This is a genomic window from Colwellia hornerae, from assembly GCF_007954355.1.
Lineage (GTDB): Bacteria > Pseudomonadota > Gammaproteobacteria > Enterobacterales > Alteromonadaceae > Colwellia_A > Colwellia_A hornerae.
In genome coordinates this window covers 63041-78621 of the sequence record NZ_VOLR01000012.1, presented here as the reverse complement: position 1 = coordinate 78621, position 15581 = coordinate 63041, and the positions used below count along the sequence as shown (strand labels likewise).

Genomic DNA, 15581 nt, shown 5'->3' with positions numbered 1-15581 from the left:
TATTGTTCTGCCTAAAATCACAGGCCGTTAAGCTAGTAATAATGGCTCAATAACCGTTTGCCAATCCGCCAAACTTGAATTGTGATCAACAGGCACATTCCCCGCATTATTAATAAACAAAGTTGGTGTTGCCCACACAGCTTTTGTTGCCGCATAACGAATGGGTGTACGTGCTTGAATATAGATATCGCTATCACTCATTCTCTGCAGGAAACTATCACGCTCTAAGCCCGAATGTTCATTAGCAAAATCAGCTACTAACTGCATCAGGTCATAGTGAGTTTTATGCAAAAAGCAACCGTTATAAAATTCTGATTGGCGTTCATAGACGAATGTCGCAAAATCATAAAATTTATTTGCATCGCCTTCTGCTAATGCAAATAGGCCTAAACTCATATCCCAAGCTTGTCGATGATTACTAAGGGTTATCAAATGAACCTTTAGGCTCACAGGTTTACCTTTATAATATTCTGAAACTTCCAGTAACGTAGGCCAAATGGTACGAGAATGCGGACATTGAATATCAATAAACGCATCAATCGTAATTTGAGCGGCAGCATCGCCGAGCAAAAATCCGCTTGGGCGACGTGGCATGGGTATAGTCATATGAAGTGTTCCCTTTATTTATCTAAATTTTTAATTTTCTAACTAGCATAGAGTTTGTTGTTGCTTGAACGATAAGTGTGAAAAGTACAATGCCAAAGCCTATTGATTGAATTGTCCACCAATAAGGTAATTCTGTAGGTAATGACAATACTAAGGCAATAGTGACCGCGCCACGTAATCCACCCCAAATCATTATAGGCGGATATTTTGGGTTAATAGTTTTCCCTAATGTAAAACGATTTAACCATACGGATATATATACTGCGACGACACGCGCAATAAACGCGCCCACAATCGCCAAGATGATTGCCAGCCACATTTCGGTAAACATATTCAGGCTAACAACCAAGCCAAGTAATACAAAAACAAATATATTAGCGACAAAGCTAAGTGACTCCCATACACTGTGCAAACCACTATAAACATTGGCTAGTTGGCTCTTTGCTGATTTCTTAAAAAGTAAAGCAGCAAACATAACGGCAACAATTCCCGATACGTGCAGTAAGTGCTCAGCAACGTAAAAAGTTCCATAAGCAAGCAGCAGTGTAATAGCCACAATATGTGGTACCGAGATATTAATTAATCTTACAAAAATCGCGGCAAAATACCCCAGCATACTGCCGACAATAATCCCGCCAAAAAACACGCTAATAAATGTGAACATTGCCGACGTAAGATCAGGCTCGCTTTCTCCTAAAGCAATACTGAGAATAATGCCGAATAAAACAATGGCAGTTGCGTCATTAAATAGGCTTTCACCTTCAATCAAAACATTTAAGTCAGCAGGCGCTTTCAATTGCTTCAGCTGAGCGACAACGGCTACGGGATCTGTAGCCGAAATTACAACACCTGTTAATAATGCGGCGATAAAAGGAAAGCCTGGATGATTAATACCAAAATAAAGAAAAACAGCAATAACCGTGGTTGAAATAAGTAAACCTAAAGTTGCCAGCGTTAGTACATTGGGTAAATATTTGAACAGAAGCTTGCTGTCTAAAACAAATGCCGCTTCAAATATTAATACTGGTAACAGTATAAATAACATTAAGTCTTGAAAATTGCTCGCACGCACACCTGTTTCTATACCAAACGCTACCGTAAAAAAGGATAGAATAAACCCCAATACAACTAATAATAAGGTATAGGGAATACGTATAAAACGTTCAAGAACGATTGCCAATACACCTAAGCCAAGGAGTAGCATAGCAATAGAAACAATAGTGTGAATGTTCATGATTTTATAAGACCCTTAATGCGTCAGTGTCAGCATGAGGTGAGCCTTTCGGGTCCGCGATTGGGTAAATATCTGACAGTAAAACACTTCGCCCATTTTCTGTAACCACCTTAGCATGGTGTCTCTTTAGCGCACGAGGCTCTTTTACACCACATGAATGGGCAATGGTACCGACTTCATAAACCATATTTTTAATATACGAAGCGACACGCACAGATTTATCAGCTGGGTTCAAGCCTTTTTGAAACTTAGCATCTTGTGTTGCTATGCCTGTAGGGCAGGTGTTTTTATTACATTGCAATGCTTGTATACAACCTAATGAAAACATGAATCCTCGGGCAGACGTAACAAAGTCAGCTCCCATCGCAAGTGCCCATGCAACGTTAGACGGTGTTACCAACTTGCCTGAACTGATCACTTTTATTCTATTTCTAAGTTTATGCTCAATTAATTTGTCGACAACAAATGGCAAACTTTCTTTTAGAGGTAAGCCCATATAATCCATCAAGCTTTGTGGCGCTGCTCCAGTGCCGCCATCAGCACTGTCAATGGTGATAAAGTCAGGTGCTGACGCGATACCTCTTTCGTTTATTTTACTAAACAATGAGTCATAAAAATCTTGTCGCCCAACAACAGCCTTGAAACCTACCGGTTTACCCGTAACACGGCGTACTCTGGCTATCATATCTAAAAGTTCATAACTGCTAGATATATCTGTATGTCCATTTGGGCTAATAGAATCTTGGCCTACTTTTATGCCCCGTATTTGTGCTATTTCAGCTGAGACCTTTATGCCAGGTAGAATTCCACCCTTACCAGGTTTTGCGCCTTGACTCATTTTTATTTCGAACATTTTTACTTGCTCATGAGCAGCAATTTCTCTCAGCTTGTCATCAGATAAATTTCCATCTTTATCCCTTACACCATATTTAGCGGTGCCAATCTGAAAAACGATATCTGCTCCACCTTCAAGATGGTAAGGAGATAAACCGCCTTCACCCGTGTTCATCCATGCACCAGATTCTTTTGCCCCTGTTGATAATGCAAGTACTGCCTGTTTCGATATTGCACCAAAACTCATACCTGAGACATTAAATAAAGAATTTGTTTGGTACGGTTTCTTAGCATAGCCGTCACCTATGGTAATTGTTTTTGGTAAGGCGGCATCTTCCGTTAATGTTGGAAACGGGCAACTGAGAAACATCACCTCTCCAGCGTTTGCAAGTGAACGTGTTGAACCAAAGGCAATAGTTGAATCTACATTTTTTGCTGCACGATATACCCAAGATCGCTCAGCACGATTAAACGGCATTTCCTCTCTATCCATAGAAAAAAAGTATTGACGGAAAAATTCTCCCATATGTTCAAAAGAGTATCGAAACCTACCGATAACAGGAAAGTTTCTCCTTATTGTTTGTTTAGTTTGCGTGATATCCGCAATGTATAAAAAGAGCACGTAAAGTACGCCAATGCCTATCGCGCCAATAAAAATGGTAGCGGCCCATAGTAAAATAGTAAGTATTATTGAATCAAACATCTGTATATCTCCAAAATAAAGTAGTTAAGTTGAGCAAACTTTTAATTCACAACATGTTTATTTGAAGTATCAGAATTCGTAGCCTTTCTATCAAATAACCGCGATTCTACTATGCGGTCTAACGCGAAACGTCCGCCACTAAATATAACAACTTGTAACAAAAGCGTTCCCCATAATACGTGTTCCATATAAGCTGCAGGGGCTATTTCTTCTAGGCTTATTACCGCTACAATATTGACAAAAAATAATCCTAGCGCTGAAAAACGACTCGCTAAACCGGCAATTAATAACACTGGTAAAACCAGTTCCGCAGCAGTGCCTAAATAAGCAGCTAATTCAAACGGCAATACTGGCACTTGATATTCATATTCAAAAAGCATTAATGTACTGTCCCAGTCTCTTAATTTAGTTAGCCCTGAAGCGAAAAATGCCCAAGCAACATAGCAACGCGCTGCTAATAACCCGACAGGCTCTAACAGGCTAATTTTACTGGCAAGGTTACGATATAAATTATTGGTAGATAACACTAGATTGTTTAGAGTATGCATGTTTATTTCTCTTTAATAATATTAATTAAATTACGTTCAATGGCGGTAAACAGCCATTGCTCAAATGAAAATTCGTTGTCACATTTCACTGTATCAAGTGACTGCGATAGCGATTTTCCAGCCAATAAAGCAAGCATAAACTTTCCTTCACTGGCGGATAATGTTGTAACTTTTGGCTGAAACTCAGGACGATAAACCATCACGATTTGTTCGAATGAATCTCTTGATAGTGCTTTTTTCGCATCATTCATCGCAGCTTCTCTTTTAAGTTCGTTACTATGATGATGAGCCTGAAAAATTTCTGTTAATGGATAGGCGGTTTTAAATACTTTGACATTTTGATTAAAAGCGATAAAAAGTTGCTCTGGTTCGCTCTCACTAAACAGTTGTAATGTCGATGATGCTAAAGTTTGATCAATGCCATGTAATGCGCAATGCATATGCCAATCTAGCGCTGCACAGTCAGCAAGATACGGATAGTCAGCTCCCACTTCGGTAGTACTTAAAAAGCGAGAAAAATTTCCCCCCCATTGCGTCCAATCTCCAAGGTTAGGTGGCGATAATCGTAAAAATTGATAAACAAGGCTTTCGCTAATGTCACTATCAAGTAATTCAAACACGGTTGGAAAGCTAATGTTTAATGCCCGCTGAGCATTAGCCAATAAATTTCGTCGATAAATATTAATGCCTTGAGTATTAAAACCGCACTGCGCTAAGGCTGACGACTCATCATTCCAAATAGCTTCTAACAACAAATGTTGTTCATTTTTAGCTATTTCATTATTACTTAAGTCATTCATTTACTTTTCCTCGCTAAAACAGCATGTGCTATGTCACGTGCTTTTTGCGCTTCATCAACCAGTACAGACCATTTGGGCAAATCACTGTCCCATTCAATTAACGTTGGCACTGGGCCAAAACGCGCTATGGCTTGTTTGTAACCTTGCCAAACATCATCAGAAACAGGGCAGGCATGATCGTCAATAGTCATCTCTCCCGCTAAAGGCTCAGTGCAACCTGCTAAGTGTATTTGCGCGACACTTTCTATAGGTAGTTCATTGATATAATCAGCCACTGATTGTTGAATATTGCCGCCTTCAAAGTTAACGCTATTAACGGCAATATTATTAATATCTAACAGCACTTTTGCCCCAGTTCGTTGACAAAGCTGAGCTAAAAAATCCGCTTCGCTCAGGTAACTTTCATCAAATTTTATATAAGCTGAAACATTTTCAATGATCAGTTGTCGCCCTAAAAAGTTTTGCACTTTATCCACTTGTTCAGACATTTTTGCCAATGTTTGCTGGGTATGGGCAATGGGTAATAAATCACCACTATGAATAAGTTGCCCTTGCTGTTGTCCCCAAGTAAAGCAGGCATGTTCTGACATCAAAAACGGATTTATTTTTTCCGTGAGCGCCTTTAAACATGCTAAGTAATGCATAGGGATATTTTGCTTTGAGCCAAGCCCCATTGAAGTTGAATGCAAACTCACCGGATACATTTCTCTCACTTGAGTGAGCACCGATAATGCTGCGCCTCCTTTACCGAAAAAATTTTCCGAATGCACTTCTACAAAATCAACCTGCTTAGTCTGGGTTAATATGTCGGTAAAATTCGGATGTCTTAAACCAACACCTACCATTACATCGTTATGTGTTACCGACATAGTCATTCTTAAGCGCCTTTTTTTGCTTTATAAAGTTTCTTCGCTTCTGCTTTTGATAAACCGCCTAAAGTCGAACATGTGCCCTTTTTAACAAGTTTCCATTCGCCTTTGTCATTATCGACTTTTGACTGGCCAGCACATGAATGCGTTCCCGCTAAATTAGCACAATCGTTTTGAGCAGCTTTTGCTACGCCATAGCATTTTTCTTTCTTACCTGCTGCTTCTGCTGGGGCAATCCCCCCTGTAGAAATTACTGCGGCTAATGCTGCGCTTACTAATAATTTATTGTTCATCATTGATCCTTATCTTTTAAAAGTGAGCAACTATGTTTGTTGCTCTAACCATTGCATTAATTGTTGTGGTGGTAATCCACCAACTCGTTGATCGATAATTTCATCATTTTTCACCAACATCAGTGTAGGCACACTGCGTATGCCATAATCTGCTGCGAAAGTGGGTAATTGGTCGACATCAACTTGAAAGGTATTAAATCGATCTTTCATCATGCCAGACACCCCTTCAACAATCGGTGTCATTGACTTACAAGGCCCACACCACGAGGCACTAAAATATAACAGTGAAAATTCATGCTGCACTAGTAACTTGTCAAGTGAGTCAGCTGATGTTAGTTGTTTCATTATTAAAACCTCATGCTGTATGGATAATTTAGAATTAATCGAAAACTTTTTCTATTTGCTCAACGGTTAAGCCTTTTATGCCGCCCCAGTTTTCTTGAGCAGTTTCGATGTAACCCGGAATATCAGTTACCCATTTTTTTTGTACGTTTTTATTGAGGTTTAGGTATAATTTGTCGCCACGTATATGCCAAGCCATAGGATCAGTATCGAATTTTTTATTCATCGTTACACCAAAGGCACAGTAACCACCGTATTGTGGTGCATACCTACTTGGATCAGCTTTAAATAAGTCGCGGTTATCAGCACTTGAAAATTGATAAATGGCACCGTTATAAGCCGAAGTAAATTTATTAGAACCTTTAGTTGGTGCACCTTTAGTAAAGTAAGAAACAGAATCGTAGCCTTTAATGGCTAAATCATTGTCGTTTCCATTCACTTCAATGTTTGCAGCAAAACTCAGGCTGCTTACCAAGATTGCAGAAGTTACTAAGGTAGATTTTATGAGTGTTGAAAATTTCATTTTGTTGCTCCAGTATTTATGTTCAAGTTGAAATGCTTAATCTCAAATGTTCAAAGTTTGTTATTGAATAAGGATGTTTTCCTTGGTTGATAATATAGGGCTTTCAATTAACCAAAAGGAATGACATAGTCCTAACTTTGAACCCAATCGTCCAAAATGAGCATAAAGGAGAGAAAAATGGATCAACTTTCAGTCATCTTGCAACGCTTTTCGATGAATACGGAAGTATTCTTTACCGGTGATCTCTGTGGGATCAGTAATTTTAATCGAGAGCCTAATCAAGGACATTTGCACTTATTGCGCAGTGGTGAGTTAACGGTTATTGATGAAAAAGGTCAATCTCAATTGATTAATGAGCCTACAGTGTTGTTTTTTCCAACACCACATGCGCATCGTCTTATTGGCAATGAAGAAAACCCTCCCGTATTGGTATGCGCCAACATTAATTATAAGGAAAGTACATCTAACCCTATTGCCAATGCTTTACCAGCGCTGCTGTGCTTTAAGCTTAGTGATTGCCAAAAACTCAAACAAAACGCTCTCTGTTTATTTGATGAAGCATTTCAAGATCAATACGGGCGACTCCCCATGATTAATTTACTGACCAACATATTTCTTATTCATGTGCTTCGTCATGTCGTTAATAACAATATTATTCAACATGGTCTGCTCGCTGGCTTAGCGCATCCTCAATTGTCTAAAGTATTACTCGCCATTCATAACGCGCCAGAGAGCCAATGGGGGCTAGAGTCAATGGCTGAGCTTGCCTTAATGTCTAGGTCTAAATTTGCAGAGTTTTTCAAACGTATAGTGAATCAAAGTCCTGGCGATTATTTAATTGATTGGCGTATTGCGGTAGCGAAAGATTTATTGCAAAAAAATAAGCCTGTGGCATTAGTTGCTAATGCCGTTGGTTATGAGAATGGCTCAGCACTAGCGCGGGTTTTTAGAAAAAAAATAGGGTTGTCACCTAAACAATGGCTAGAAAAAACCAATTAATTTTATTAATAAGTAAAGTATTCAAGCTATGTGTTCTTCAGCAATAGAGCCATTGTAAATTTCGGTACATTTACAATGGCTCAATAAATATACTCTATCTCACTAAGTGCCCCGTAGCGCCATAGAATCATAAATTTTTAATCGCTAAAATAATATTAATCGAACGTCCGCTTTTGGTGTTTTTAATCAAATTTGAATTTTTGACTTTATAGATTTCTGATGAAACTTAGAACAATTTTATTATCTAACGCAGGGCTGTTTTGCGTCAGATTACTCATCGCTAGATAAGCCAGGGCTTACGTCTGGTTTCGTATCTAAGGGAACATAAATCTGCCTTATTTTGAGGACTAATTTTGGTCAGGAATGTGGCAAAGTTTGACTTAGCAGTATTGAATATACTCAATAAGATCAAAATATCTTGTGGCACAGTTAAATGTAATTGAGTGGCTTAGCTAAATGCAATTAGGTGGCACTGATAGTAGAGGTTTTCCAATTGATCCAAACGCCTCACAAGTCATCAATATCGACTTCAATTTCACGTTGACCGACTATTTTTTCAGTTCAATGTCTTCATCCATAGTAGACTCAGGTGCTCCTTCTTCAGTGAAAAACTTATTGGCTTCAGAATCTTTGAGTAGCACTTTTGGATCACCTTTTTGTTCAATTATGATTTCACGCTCTGCCATAAAATCATCGGATGCAACATCTACTTCGTTAAAATATGAGTCCCAGCTTTACCCTCATAATCACATATTAAATTGGCAAGCTGGTGAAGCTCACTTCCTTCAACGCTATGGTATTGAGCATCCCAAAGCTGTTCTACACGTTTTAATGCAACAGTAAGTTCACCTTGATTGGATATTTTATTCGCTGATAACATATCTTGTGCTGCCATTCGTAAATCACTGTCATGCTTCAAACTACTTGCTTCTTTTATTGATTGCGTAATTCCCTCAAAAATATTGTGATATTCTAATAGTTCTTTGTCTTTATGCTTTTCATTATTAGGCTCTGTAACTCTTAAGCTATCACCACACATATTGGCAAAGCATTGCTGGCATAAATCAATGCTAAACTGATTACCATCCCCATGAATAGAGCCATAGCCGCAACGCTGGTTTATACTAATAAATTCATGAAATGCATAATCACTTGGAGTTGCTTGCTCACCACAGCCGTCACAAGTGAGTTTCGAGACTTCTTTTATGATGATATTTTTAAAATTTTTCATCATGATTCCTTAGCCATTGTGAAGTTTTAAATAATTCAAGTATAGCTATATAGACTGAATACATCACAGAAGGTTGGTCAGGTGTCAGTCAAATTTGGTCGAGTGGGGTAATGTCTCCAGCCACCTCACATAGACTTTAACTATATCAATGTCTTACGTCAAACCTTCGCTGAGCAAGCCCTACATTGAAAATTTAAGGTGCAGCTATCGTATATTAATTGACATGCCCTAGGATCTTAACGACAATTGATCGCTAATTGTTTAGATCCAATGTAAATGAAGTATTAAACTTTAATGTGCATCATCATAGGTAGTGATAGCAGGTACAAGTATATCAAGCAACTCCCAATTTCTATCATTAGTAAGCTGATCAATAAGCTCAATTACTTGCACATATTGTTTTTTAGAAGTTATTCCCTCTATCCCAAAAGGCAGCAACCTTTGCAGCTCTTGACCTAAACGTACAATATTTTCATTATCCATCTGTCATATTAATTATGTTGTGAAGAAAGTAATAGCTTACCAGTTTCTTTGCACTCAGTAACTATGGCAGTCACACGTCATCTATCGTATCATAGTGATGATTTACCATTGATTTCTCGGAGGTCAATTTAACGGTTATTGGTTTGGTAAAACAAATGTTATTTACTGCAAAAAAAGATGTAATTGAGTGGCGAAGCTGGTGTAATTATCCATATGTAAGAAAAGAAAAGCCACTACGATAATATCTTGATATATGGCTGTAAAGATTATGCATTATAACCGTCCGCTTTTACCCGATCTATTGCCCCAAACAAAAGAAGTTATTGGTATTTAAAGGCTGCAAAAGCAGCCTTTATTATGGTGGGATTAAAAATTCTTTTCAGTGAATTCAGCCAGAGAACTTCGTTCAACTTCATCAAATATCAAAATACTACACTTCTCATAGTCACGGTAGATGTTGACAGCGGCACTTGCACCAGAGCTAGTTGCAGTCACGAACCGATCATCGATTTGAGCAAGGTTACCAAGCACAATAGTACGGCAATTTTTCCCTCCTCGACTGAGCATTCCTTTCATTTGCGCTCTAGTCATATTCTGGGCTTCATCAATGATTAAAACTGCATCATCAATAGATCTACCTCTAAAGTACGCCATTGACGTGAATTCTATATTAGCTCTATCAATAATATGTTCTACTGTCGCACTAGTGCTCTTTTCATCATCATCGTCACCTGAATGCATTGAAATCAAAGCATCCGTAACTCCTGCTAGTAACGGCAAAGATTTTTCTTTCAGATCTCCCGGTAAAAAACCTGGGTCATCATCCATAAAATCACGGCTTCTCACAACCACTATTTTTTTATATTGTTTTGTTTCGATCACTTGGTGCAATCCTGCCGCAATTGCTAAAAATGTTTTACCTGAACCGGCGGGGCCGAGAAGGATATTTAAGTCCAAATCAGGATCGATAAGTTGGTCTAAAGCCACCGCTTGTCGTGGGTTTTTAGGAAGTATTCCCCAAATTTTATCCTGCTTTCGTTGAAGTAATGTCGTAAATACATGCTCTTCATTAACTTCTTTAATTTTTCCTATATGACCAACTTCATCATACCAATACATGTTAGGTTGCGCTTCATCGTTGAAAATATCACGATTAAACCGATATAATTTCCCTGACATAGCGAAATCTTTTTCTTCTTCACAACGGTCAAATAAATCACCTGTAAATGACTGTACCCCTGTGTATAGTAAATCAATATCCGAAATTTGATTATCAACTAAAACATCTTCCGCATCTACGCCAATCGTTCTTGCTTTTAGGCGCATATTTATATCACGACTGACAATAGTTACAGCTTGGCCTAATTCATTTTGCATATGAAGCGCGTAATTAATAATACGATTATCCGCATCACTACCAACTGCATATTTCAATTCTTTTGCAAAATCTAGCTGAGTATCTATACCAATAAATAGCTTACCTCGCTTTGCTGTTTCCGTAGATGGCAACTGAATACCTTTTTCCATATCCTCGCTGGAATGACCATTTATAATGTCTTCAAGCATTCTAATAACAAGACGAGCATCTTGACTAACACTTTTATCCAACCGCTCTTTTAAATTGTCTAACTCTTCTAGCACGGTTAAACAGATATATACGTCATCACGATATGCTAATAGGCTTTTTGGATCGTGAACTAGTGCTGAGGTATCAAGTACGCGAGGGTTACGATTCTCATTGGGGTTTTTCATTACACTGCCTCCAAATAAGTAAACTCTTTAACTTTTTCAATAGAATCTAATATTGATTCATGAATTAAATATTCTCTATGTATATTTAATTCATCGATTGTCGAAGTTATAGATAAAGGTAAATTTTTGATAGAGATAATATTTGGGTTGTAAACATACTGATGTCTCTCATTACGACTACTGATCATGGTCTTAACGTATTTTACTGTTTTTCGCCTATTGACACCCGTTTTCCCACAACCTGCTGGCCCAGTAAGAATCACTAAATCTATACTCGGGTCAAGCAAAGCATCTAGTGCCATACCCTGATAAATATTTTTAGGATGAATTCCCCATGCTTGTTTTGCCATTAAACGGTCTCGACTTAAATCCATTATCGCCAATTTTTCATCATCCCAACCGGTAACTTTACCAGCAAAATTGTCACTATCATCAATAAGGTATTCGTTCATGTAGGTATTAGGAAGGACATCGCGCTTAATGTAGTGGGTGGTATTTCGACCTTCAGTTTCACTTTCACACTCATTAACATGTTGCCAAAAATCGCCTTCAAACTTGTGATAGCCTTTAGTTAAAAATTTAATATCATCAATGAGCTGATCTGTTCGGTAATCCTCAACATAAGCTAAACCGGCTCCTTTAGCTTTTAAGCGCATATTAATATCTTTTGTCACCAGCACAACTTTGTTGGGAGCCTTTTTTTTCTGCAGATGTAAAGCGGCGTTAATTATCCGGTTGTCATTTTCATTAAAAGATAAGCAGCCTGCTTTTTGCTCTAAAGTATAATCATTAAAGATCGATAAACGACCACTGGGATGTTCTTCATCATTTTGAGGTAATTTAACACCGGCAAGAACTTCTTCAGGTGTGGCATCAACAAGCGTATCTTCAAGTGCACGTATCGCAACACGGGCATCTCGACTAACATCTTTGCGGCGGTCTTTAATGGAGTCTAATTCTTCAAGCACTGTCATGGGAACAACCACGTCATGCTCTTTAAAAGAGAGGAAAGCGAAAGGTTCGTGTAATAAAATATTTGTGTCTAATACGTAAATAATTTTTTCATCATTCATACGAAGATCTCCTATCTAAGTTAACGTGACACAGAAGAATCGTTAAGTAAGCTTAATCACTTAGTCTTCAACTGCGACTAAAAAACCAAAAACAGTAACTATACCTTTACCGATCACCTTATTACGTGAATGATAATTTACTTTGCCAGCTAAATTTATCACTGGCAAGTGACATCGAAAGATTATTTGTCCTTAGACAAACTTTATTAGCCCCTTTTGTAAATTCTCGGCATTTTTTGGTGATCCTAGCTATGATTAACGTTACTATAGCGCCCTTTTTTAATGCCGTATTGGCGTGTTCTGTTGCACAAGCTTTTAGAAATCGTGCAAGGTTTTAATTTTTGGAGTTTTTATATGGTTTTTTACCCTGGTCAACGATGGATAAGTGACGGAGAGTCGGATCAAGGATTAGGCACGGTATTAACGGTTGAACACCGTTTTGTTTCTATTTTATTTACCGCTACCGGTGAATCGCGCCAATATGCCATAGCAAATGCACCATTAACACGTGTTATTTTCAACCAAGGTGACAGTATTCCTAGCCATGAAGGCTGGATGCTAAAGGTTGAACGGGTTGAAGATATTGACAATCTTTTGACTTATCACGGTAACCGCCAAGATACCGGTGAAGAAACCTCGCTAAAAGAAGTGATGATCGACCACTTTATCAAATTTAATAAACCGCACGATCGACTACTCAACGGTCAAGTTGACCGTCTCGACTGGTTCCGGTTACGCAAAGATAGCTTAAAGCACCAGCATACCCAGCAGCAATCGCCATTAATGGGCTTAAGTGGCGGCAGAGTCAGTTTAATACCTCATCAGTTATATATTGCTGAAGAAGTTGGCTGTAGATTTGCACCTCGCGTATTACTTGCCGATGAAGTCGGTTTAGGTAAAACCATTGAGGCGGGTTTAATTATTCATCAACAGCTTGTCACCGGTCGTGCCCAGCGTATTTTAATTATTGTTCCTGAATCACTCATGCATCAGTGGTTGGTAGAAATGTTACGCCGCTTTAACTTACATTTTAGTATTTTTGATAGTGAACGTTGCCAAGAAATAAAAAACTCAGGTGAACAAGAAAATCCATTCAGTAGCGAACAACTGGTGCTGGTTAATTTAGACTTTGTCACCAAAAATCCACAGTGGTATGAAGAGCTAATTGCAGAAGACTGGGATTTAATGGTGGTTGATGAAGCTCACCACTTAAATTGGCATCAAGACACCCCTAGCCTTGAGTATTTATGTATTGAGCAATTAGCCCAAACTATTCCAGGAGTTTTATTATTAACGGCAACGCCTGATCAACTCGGCCATGAAAGCCATTTTGCGCGTTTACGCTTACTTGACCCTGACCGTTTTTTTGATTATCAAAAGTTTACAGAAGAAGAAAGCCATTATACTGAAGTCGCTAATGCCGCCAATGCCTTGGTTGCTAAAGATGCTTTATCTGCCGCACAACAAGCAACATTGACTAAGCTATTAAAAGAAACTGATATCAGTCAACACTTAACCAATATCAACATAAAAACGCCTAACGATACCGAAATCCTTACGCAAAACGCATCACGCGAACAAGTACTGACACAACTTCTCGATCGTCATGGCACTGGCCGTATTCTTTTTAGAAACAGCAGAAATACCATCAAAGGTTTCCCAGAACGTGAATTGCATTCAACACCTTTAGCGTTACCAGAGGCTTATCAAGAGCAAATCAATGAGTTTTTATTGTCGGACACTAGCGACAATTTAAAAACCTTGGCTCAAGCTAAACAAATTTTTACCCCTGAAATTCTCTTCTCATTAAACAGCCATGAAAATTGGACTGATATCGACCCCCGAGTTGACTATTTAATCGAATTATTACAAACACTGAAAAAAGAAAAGTTATTGGTCATTTGTGCACACGCACAAACAGCGATTGACTTAGAAGCGGCGTTACGCGTAAAAGAAGGTATTCGCGCGGCGGTCTTCCATGAAGGTTTGAGTATATTTGAACGCGATAAAGCCGCGGCTTATTTTGCCCAAGACGAAGACAGTGCACAATGTTTGCTTTGTTCTGAAATAGGCAGTGAGGGTCGAAATTTTCAATTTGCACATCATCTAGTGTTATTTGACTTACCTAGCAACCCCGATCTTTTAGAACAGCGTATTGGTCGTTTAGACCGTATCGGACAGACACAAACCATTCGTTTACATGTGCCCTATTTTACCGATTCCGCGCAAGGGTTACTCTTTGACTGGTATCAAAAGGGTTTAAATGCTTTTGAACATACTTGTATCACTGGCCGAGCTATTTTTGATAAGTTTGGTGAAAAACTGTTTGATTTAGCCTTAACAGCGCAGTGGCAATCGACCGCTGCTGAAAAATTAATTAATGAAAGCCATAATCAGCACTTAGCGCTTAAAACTGAATTAGAGTCAGGACGGGATAAGTTATTAGAATTACGTTCTTCTGGTCAAGGTCGTTCTCATCAGCTAGTTAAAGAAATTTCAGCACTGGATCAACAAATTGAATTACCACAATTTATGTTTCAAGTACTTGATGTCTTTGGTATTACTCAAGACGACAAGTCCGATAATGCCATAGCTTTACAGCCTAGTGAGCATATGCTTTGCGGTAATTTTCCTTGCTTGCCTGATGATGGCACCACTATTACCTTTGATCGAGATACTGCGCTAGCTTGTGAAGATTATCACTTGTTAACTTGGGACCACCCTATGGTGCGAGGCGCAATGGATTTAGTGCTTAGTGATCAAACGGGTAACTCGAGCATAGGTTTATTGAAAAACCCAGCTTTGCCCGCCGGCACATTTTTTATCGAATGTATTTTTACGATTGAAGCAACAGCGCCGAGTCACTTACAACTGGGGCGTTATTTACCGACTACGCCAATACGTGTCTTGGTTGATAAAAATGGTACTGACTTAGCCGACAAGGTCGGTGAAAACGTTCTAGATCAACAGCTTGCGCCAGTTAAAAAACAAGTGGCTTTACAACTTGTTAAAGCTTTAAAAGATCAAGTAACACCGTTAGTCGCAAAAGCTGAAGCACATGCAAAACCCCAAGTGATGAGTATTCAAGAAAAAGCTCTAGCCAATATGCATAAAACCTTAGATGCAGAGTTTCAACGTTTAACGGCACTAAAAACCATTAACCCAAGTGTTCGCCAGCAAGAACTCGACTTTATCAAAGTACAGCAAAATGAATTAAGTCACTATATAGGCAAAGCACAGTTAAAATTTGAAGCGATACGTTTAATTGTGGTGAGTAACTAATTATGTCAA

General features: G+C 38.6%; 15 protein-coding genes and 1 pseudogene. 2 read left to right on the top strand and 14 right to left on the bottom strand.

The window, feature by feature from the left end; all coding sequences use genetic code 11:
* Positions 1-27: 27 nt before the first annotated feature.
* From ESZ26_RS10075 to ESZ26_RS10035, 9 genes are read right to left on the bottom strand one after another with little or no spacing between them, the layout of a single operon-like run.
* On the bottom strand, positions 28-606 hold the full coding sequence (locus ESZ26_RS10075) for a DsbA family protein (RefSeq protein ID WP_146799502.1): 579 nt from the start codon (positions 604-606) through the stop codon (positions 28-30).
* 22 nt (positions 607-628) lie between these two features.
* Positions 629-1840 (bottom strand): cation:proton antiporter, encoded by a 1212-nt coding sequence (locus ESZ26_RS10070; RefSeq protein ID WP_146799501.1) that lies wholly within the window; start codon positions 1838-1840, stop codon positions 629-631.
* Between the two features lie 4 nt (positions 1841-1844).
* Positions 1845-3377, bottom strand: coding sequence for an FMN-binding glutamate synthase family protein (locus ESZ26_RS10065; protein WP_146799500.1), 1533 nt, complete (start codon positions 3375-3377; stop codon positions 1845-1847).
* 41 nt (positions 3378-3418) lie between these two features.
* Positions 3419-3925, bottom strand: a complete 507-nt coding sequence (locus ESZ26_RS10060) for a DoxX family protein (RefSeq protein WP_146799499.1) — start codon at positions 3923-3925, stop codon at positions 3419-3421.
* Between the two features lie 2 nt (positions 3926-3927).
* A complete protein-coding gene (locus ESZ26_RS10055) occupies positions 3928-4725 on the bottom strand; it encodes an HvfC/BufC family peptide modification chaperone (protein WP_146799498.1) in 798 nt (265 codons plus the stop codon).
* Complete coding sequence (bufB, locus tag ESZ26_RS10050; RefSeq protein WP_146799497.1) at positions 4722-5594, bottom strand: MNIO family bufferin maturase; 873 nt, start codon at positions 5592-5594, stop codon at positions 4722-4724. Before bufB ends, ESZ26_RS10055 begins: the two co-directional genes overlap by 4 nt.
* 8 nt (positions 5595-5602) lie before the next feature.
* Positions 5603-5887 (bottom strand): BufA1 family periplasmic bufferin-type metallophore, encoded by a 285-nt coding sequence (locus tag ESZ26_RS10045; protein WP_146799496.1) that lies wholly within the window; start codon positions 5885-5887, stop codon positions 5603-5605.
* Between the two features lie 30 nt (positions 5888-5917).
* Positions 5918-6232, bottom strand: a complete 315-nt coding sequence (locus tag ESZ26_RS10040; RefSeq protein WP_146799495.1) for a thioredoxin family protein — start codon at positions 6230-6232, stop codon at positions 5918-5920.
* A 34-nt stretch (positions 6233-6266) separates the two neighbouring features.
* Positions 6267-6752 carry a YHS domain-containing (seleno)protein gene (locus ESZ26_RS10035; RefSeq protein ID WP_146799494.1) on the bottom strand — a complete coding sequence of 162 codons (486 nt, stop codon included), beginning with the start codon at positions 6750-6752 and terminating at the stop codon, positions 6267-6269.
* A gap of 177 nt (positions 6753-6929) precedes the next feature.
* On the opposite strand from ESZ26_RS10035, the gene ESZ26_RS10030 reads away from it, so the two are divergent.
* Entirely contained in the window at positions 6930-7751 is an 822-nt protein-coding gene (locus ESZ26_RS10030; protein ID WP_146799493.1) for an AraC family transcriptional regulator, read from the top strand.
* Positions 7752-8299: 548 nt separating this feature from the next.
* Here the strand turns inward: ESZ26_RS10030 and ESZ26_RS19225 are convergent.
* The 5 genes and pseudogenes from ESZ26_RS19225 to ESZ26_RS10010 all read right to left on the bottom strand — a co-directional run.
* Positions 8300-8437, bottom strand: a complete 138-nt coding sequence (locus ESZ26_RS19225) for a hypothetical protein (protein ID WP_170246351.1) — start codon at positions 8435-8437, stop codon at positions 8300-8302.
* A 20-nt stretch (positions 8438-8457) separates the two neighbouring features.
* The gene (locus tag ESZ26_RS10025; protein WP_146799492.1) at positions 8458-8982 is read right to left on the bottom strand and encodes a hypothetical protein; all 525 of its coding nucleotides are present in this window, start codon (positions 8980-8982) and stop codon (positions 8458-8460) included.
* Between the two features lie 291 nt (positions 8983-9273).
* Positions 9274-9465 (bottom strand): hypothetical protein, encoded by a 192-nt coding sequence (locus tag ESZ26_RS10020; RefSeq protein ID WP_146799491.1) that lies wholly within the window; start codon positions 9463-9465, stop codon positions 9274-9276.
* Positions 9466-9831: 366 nt separating this feature from the next.
* Positions 9832-11217 (bottom strand): PhoH family protein, encoded by a 1386-nt coding sequence (locus ESZ26_RS10015; protein WP_146799490.1) that lies wholly within the window; start codon positions 11215-11217, stop codon positions 9832-9834.
* A 227-nt stretch (positions 11218-11444) separates the two neighbouring features.
* Positions 11445-12290 (bottom strand): annotated as a pseudogene (locus ESZ26_RS10010) (PIN domain-containing protein); the annotation flags it as partial.
* Positions 12291-12644: 354 nt separating this feature from the next.
* Here ESZ26_RS10010 and rapA point away from each other — a divergent pair.
* On the top strand, positions 12645-15572 hold the full coding sequence (gene rapA, locus ESZ26_RS10005; RefSeq protein WP_146799489.1) for an RNA polymerase-associated protein RapA: 2928 nt from the start codon (positions 12645-12647) through the stop codon (positions 15570-15572).
* Positions 15573-15581 lie beyond the last annotated feature (9 nt).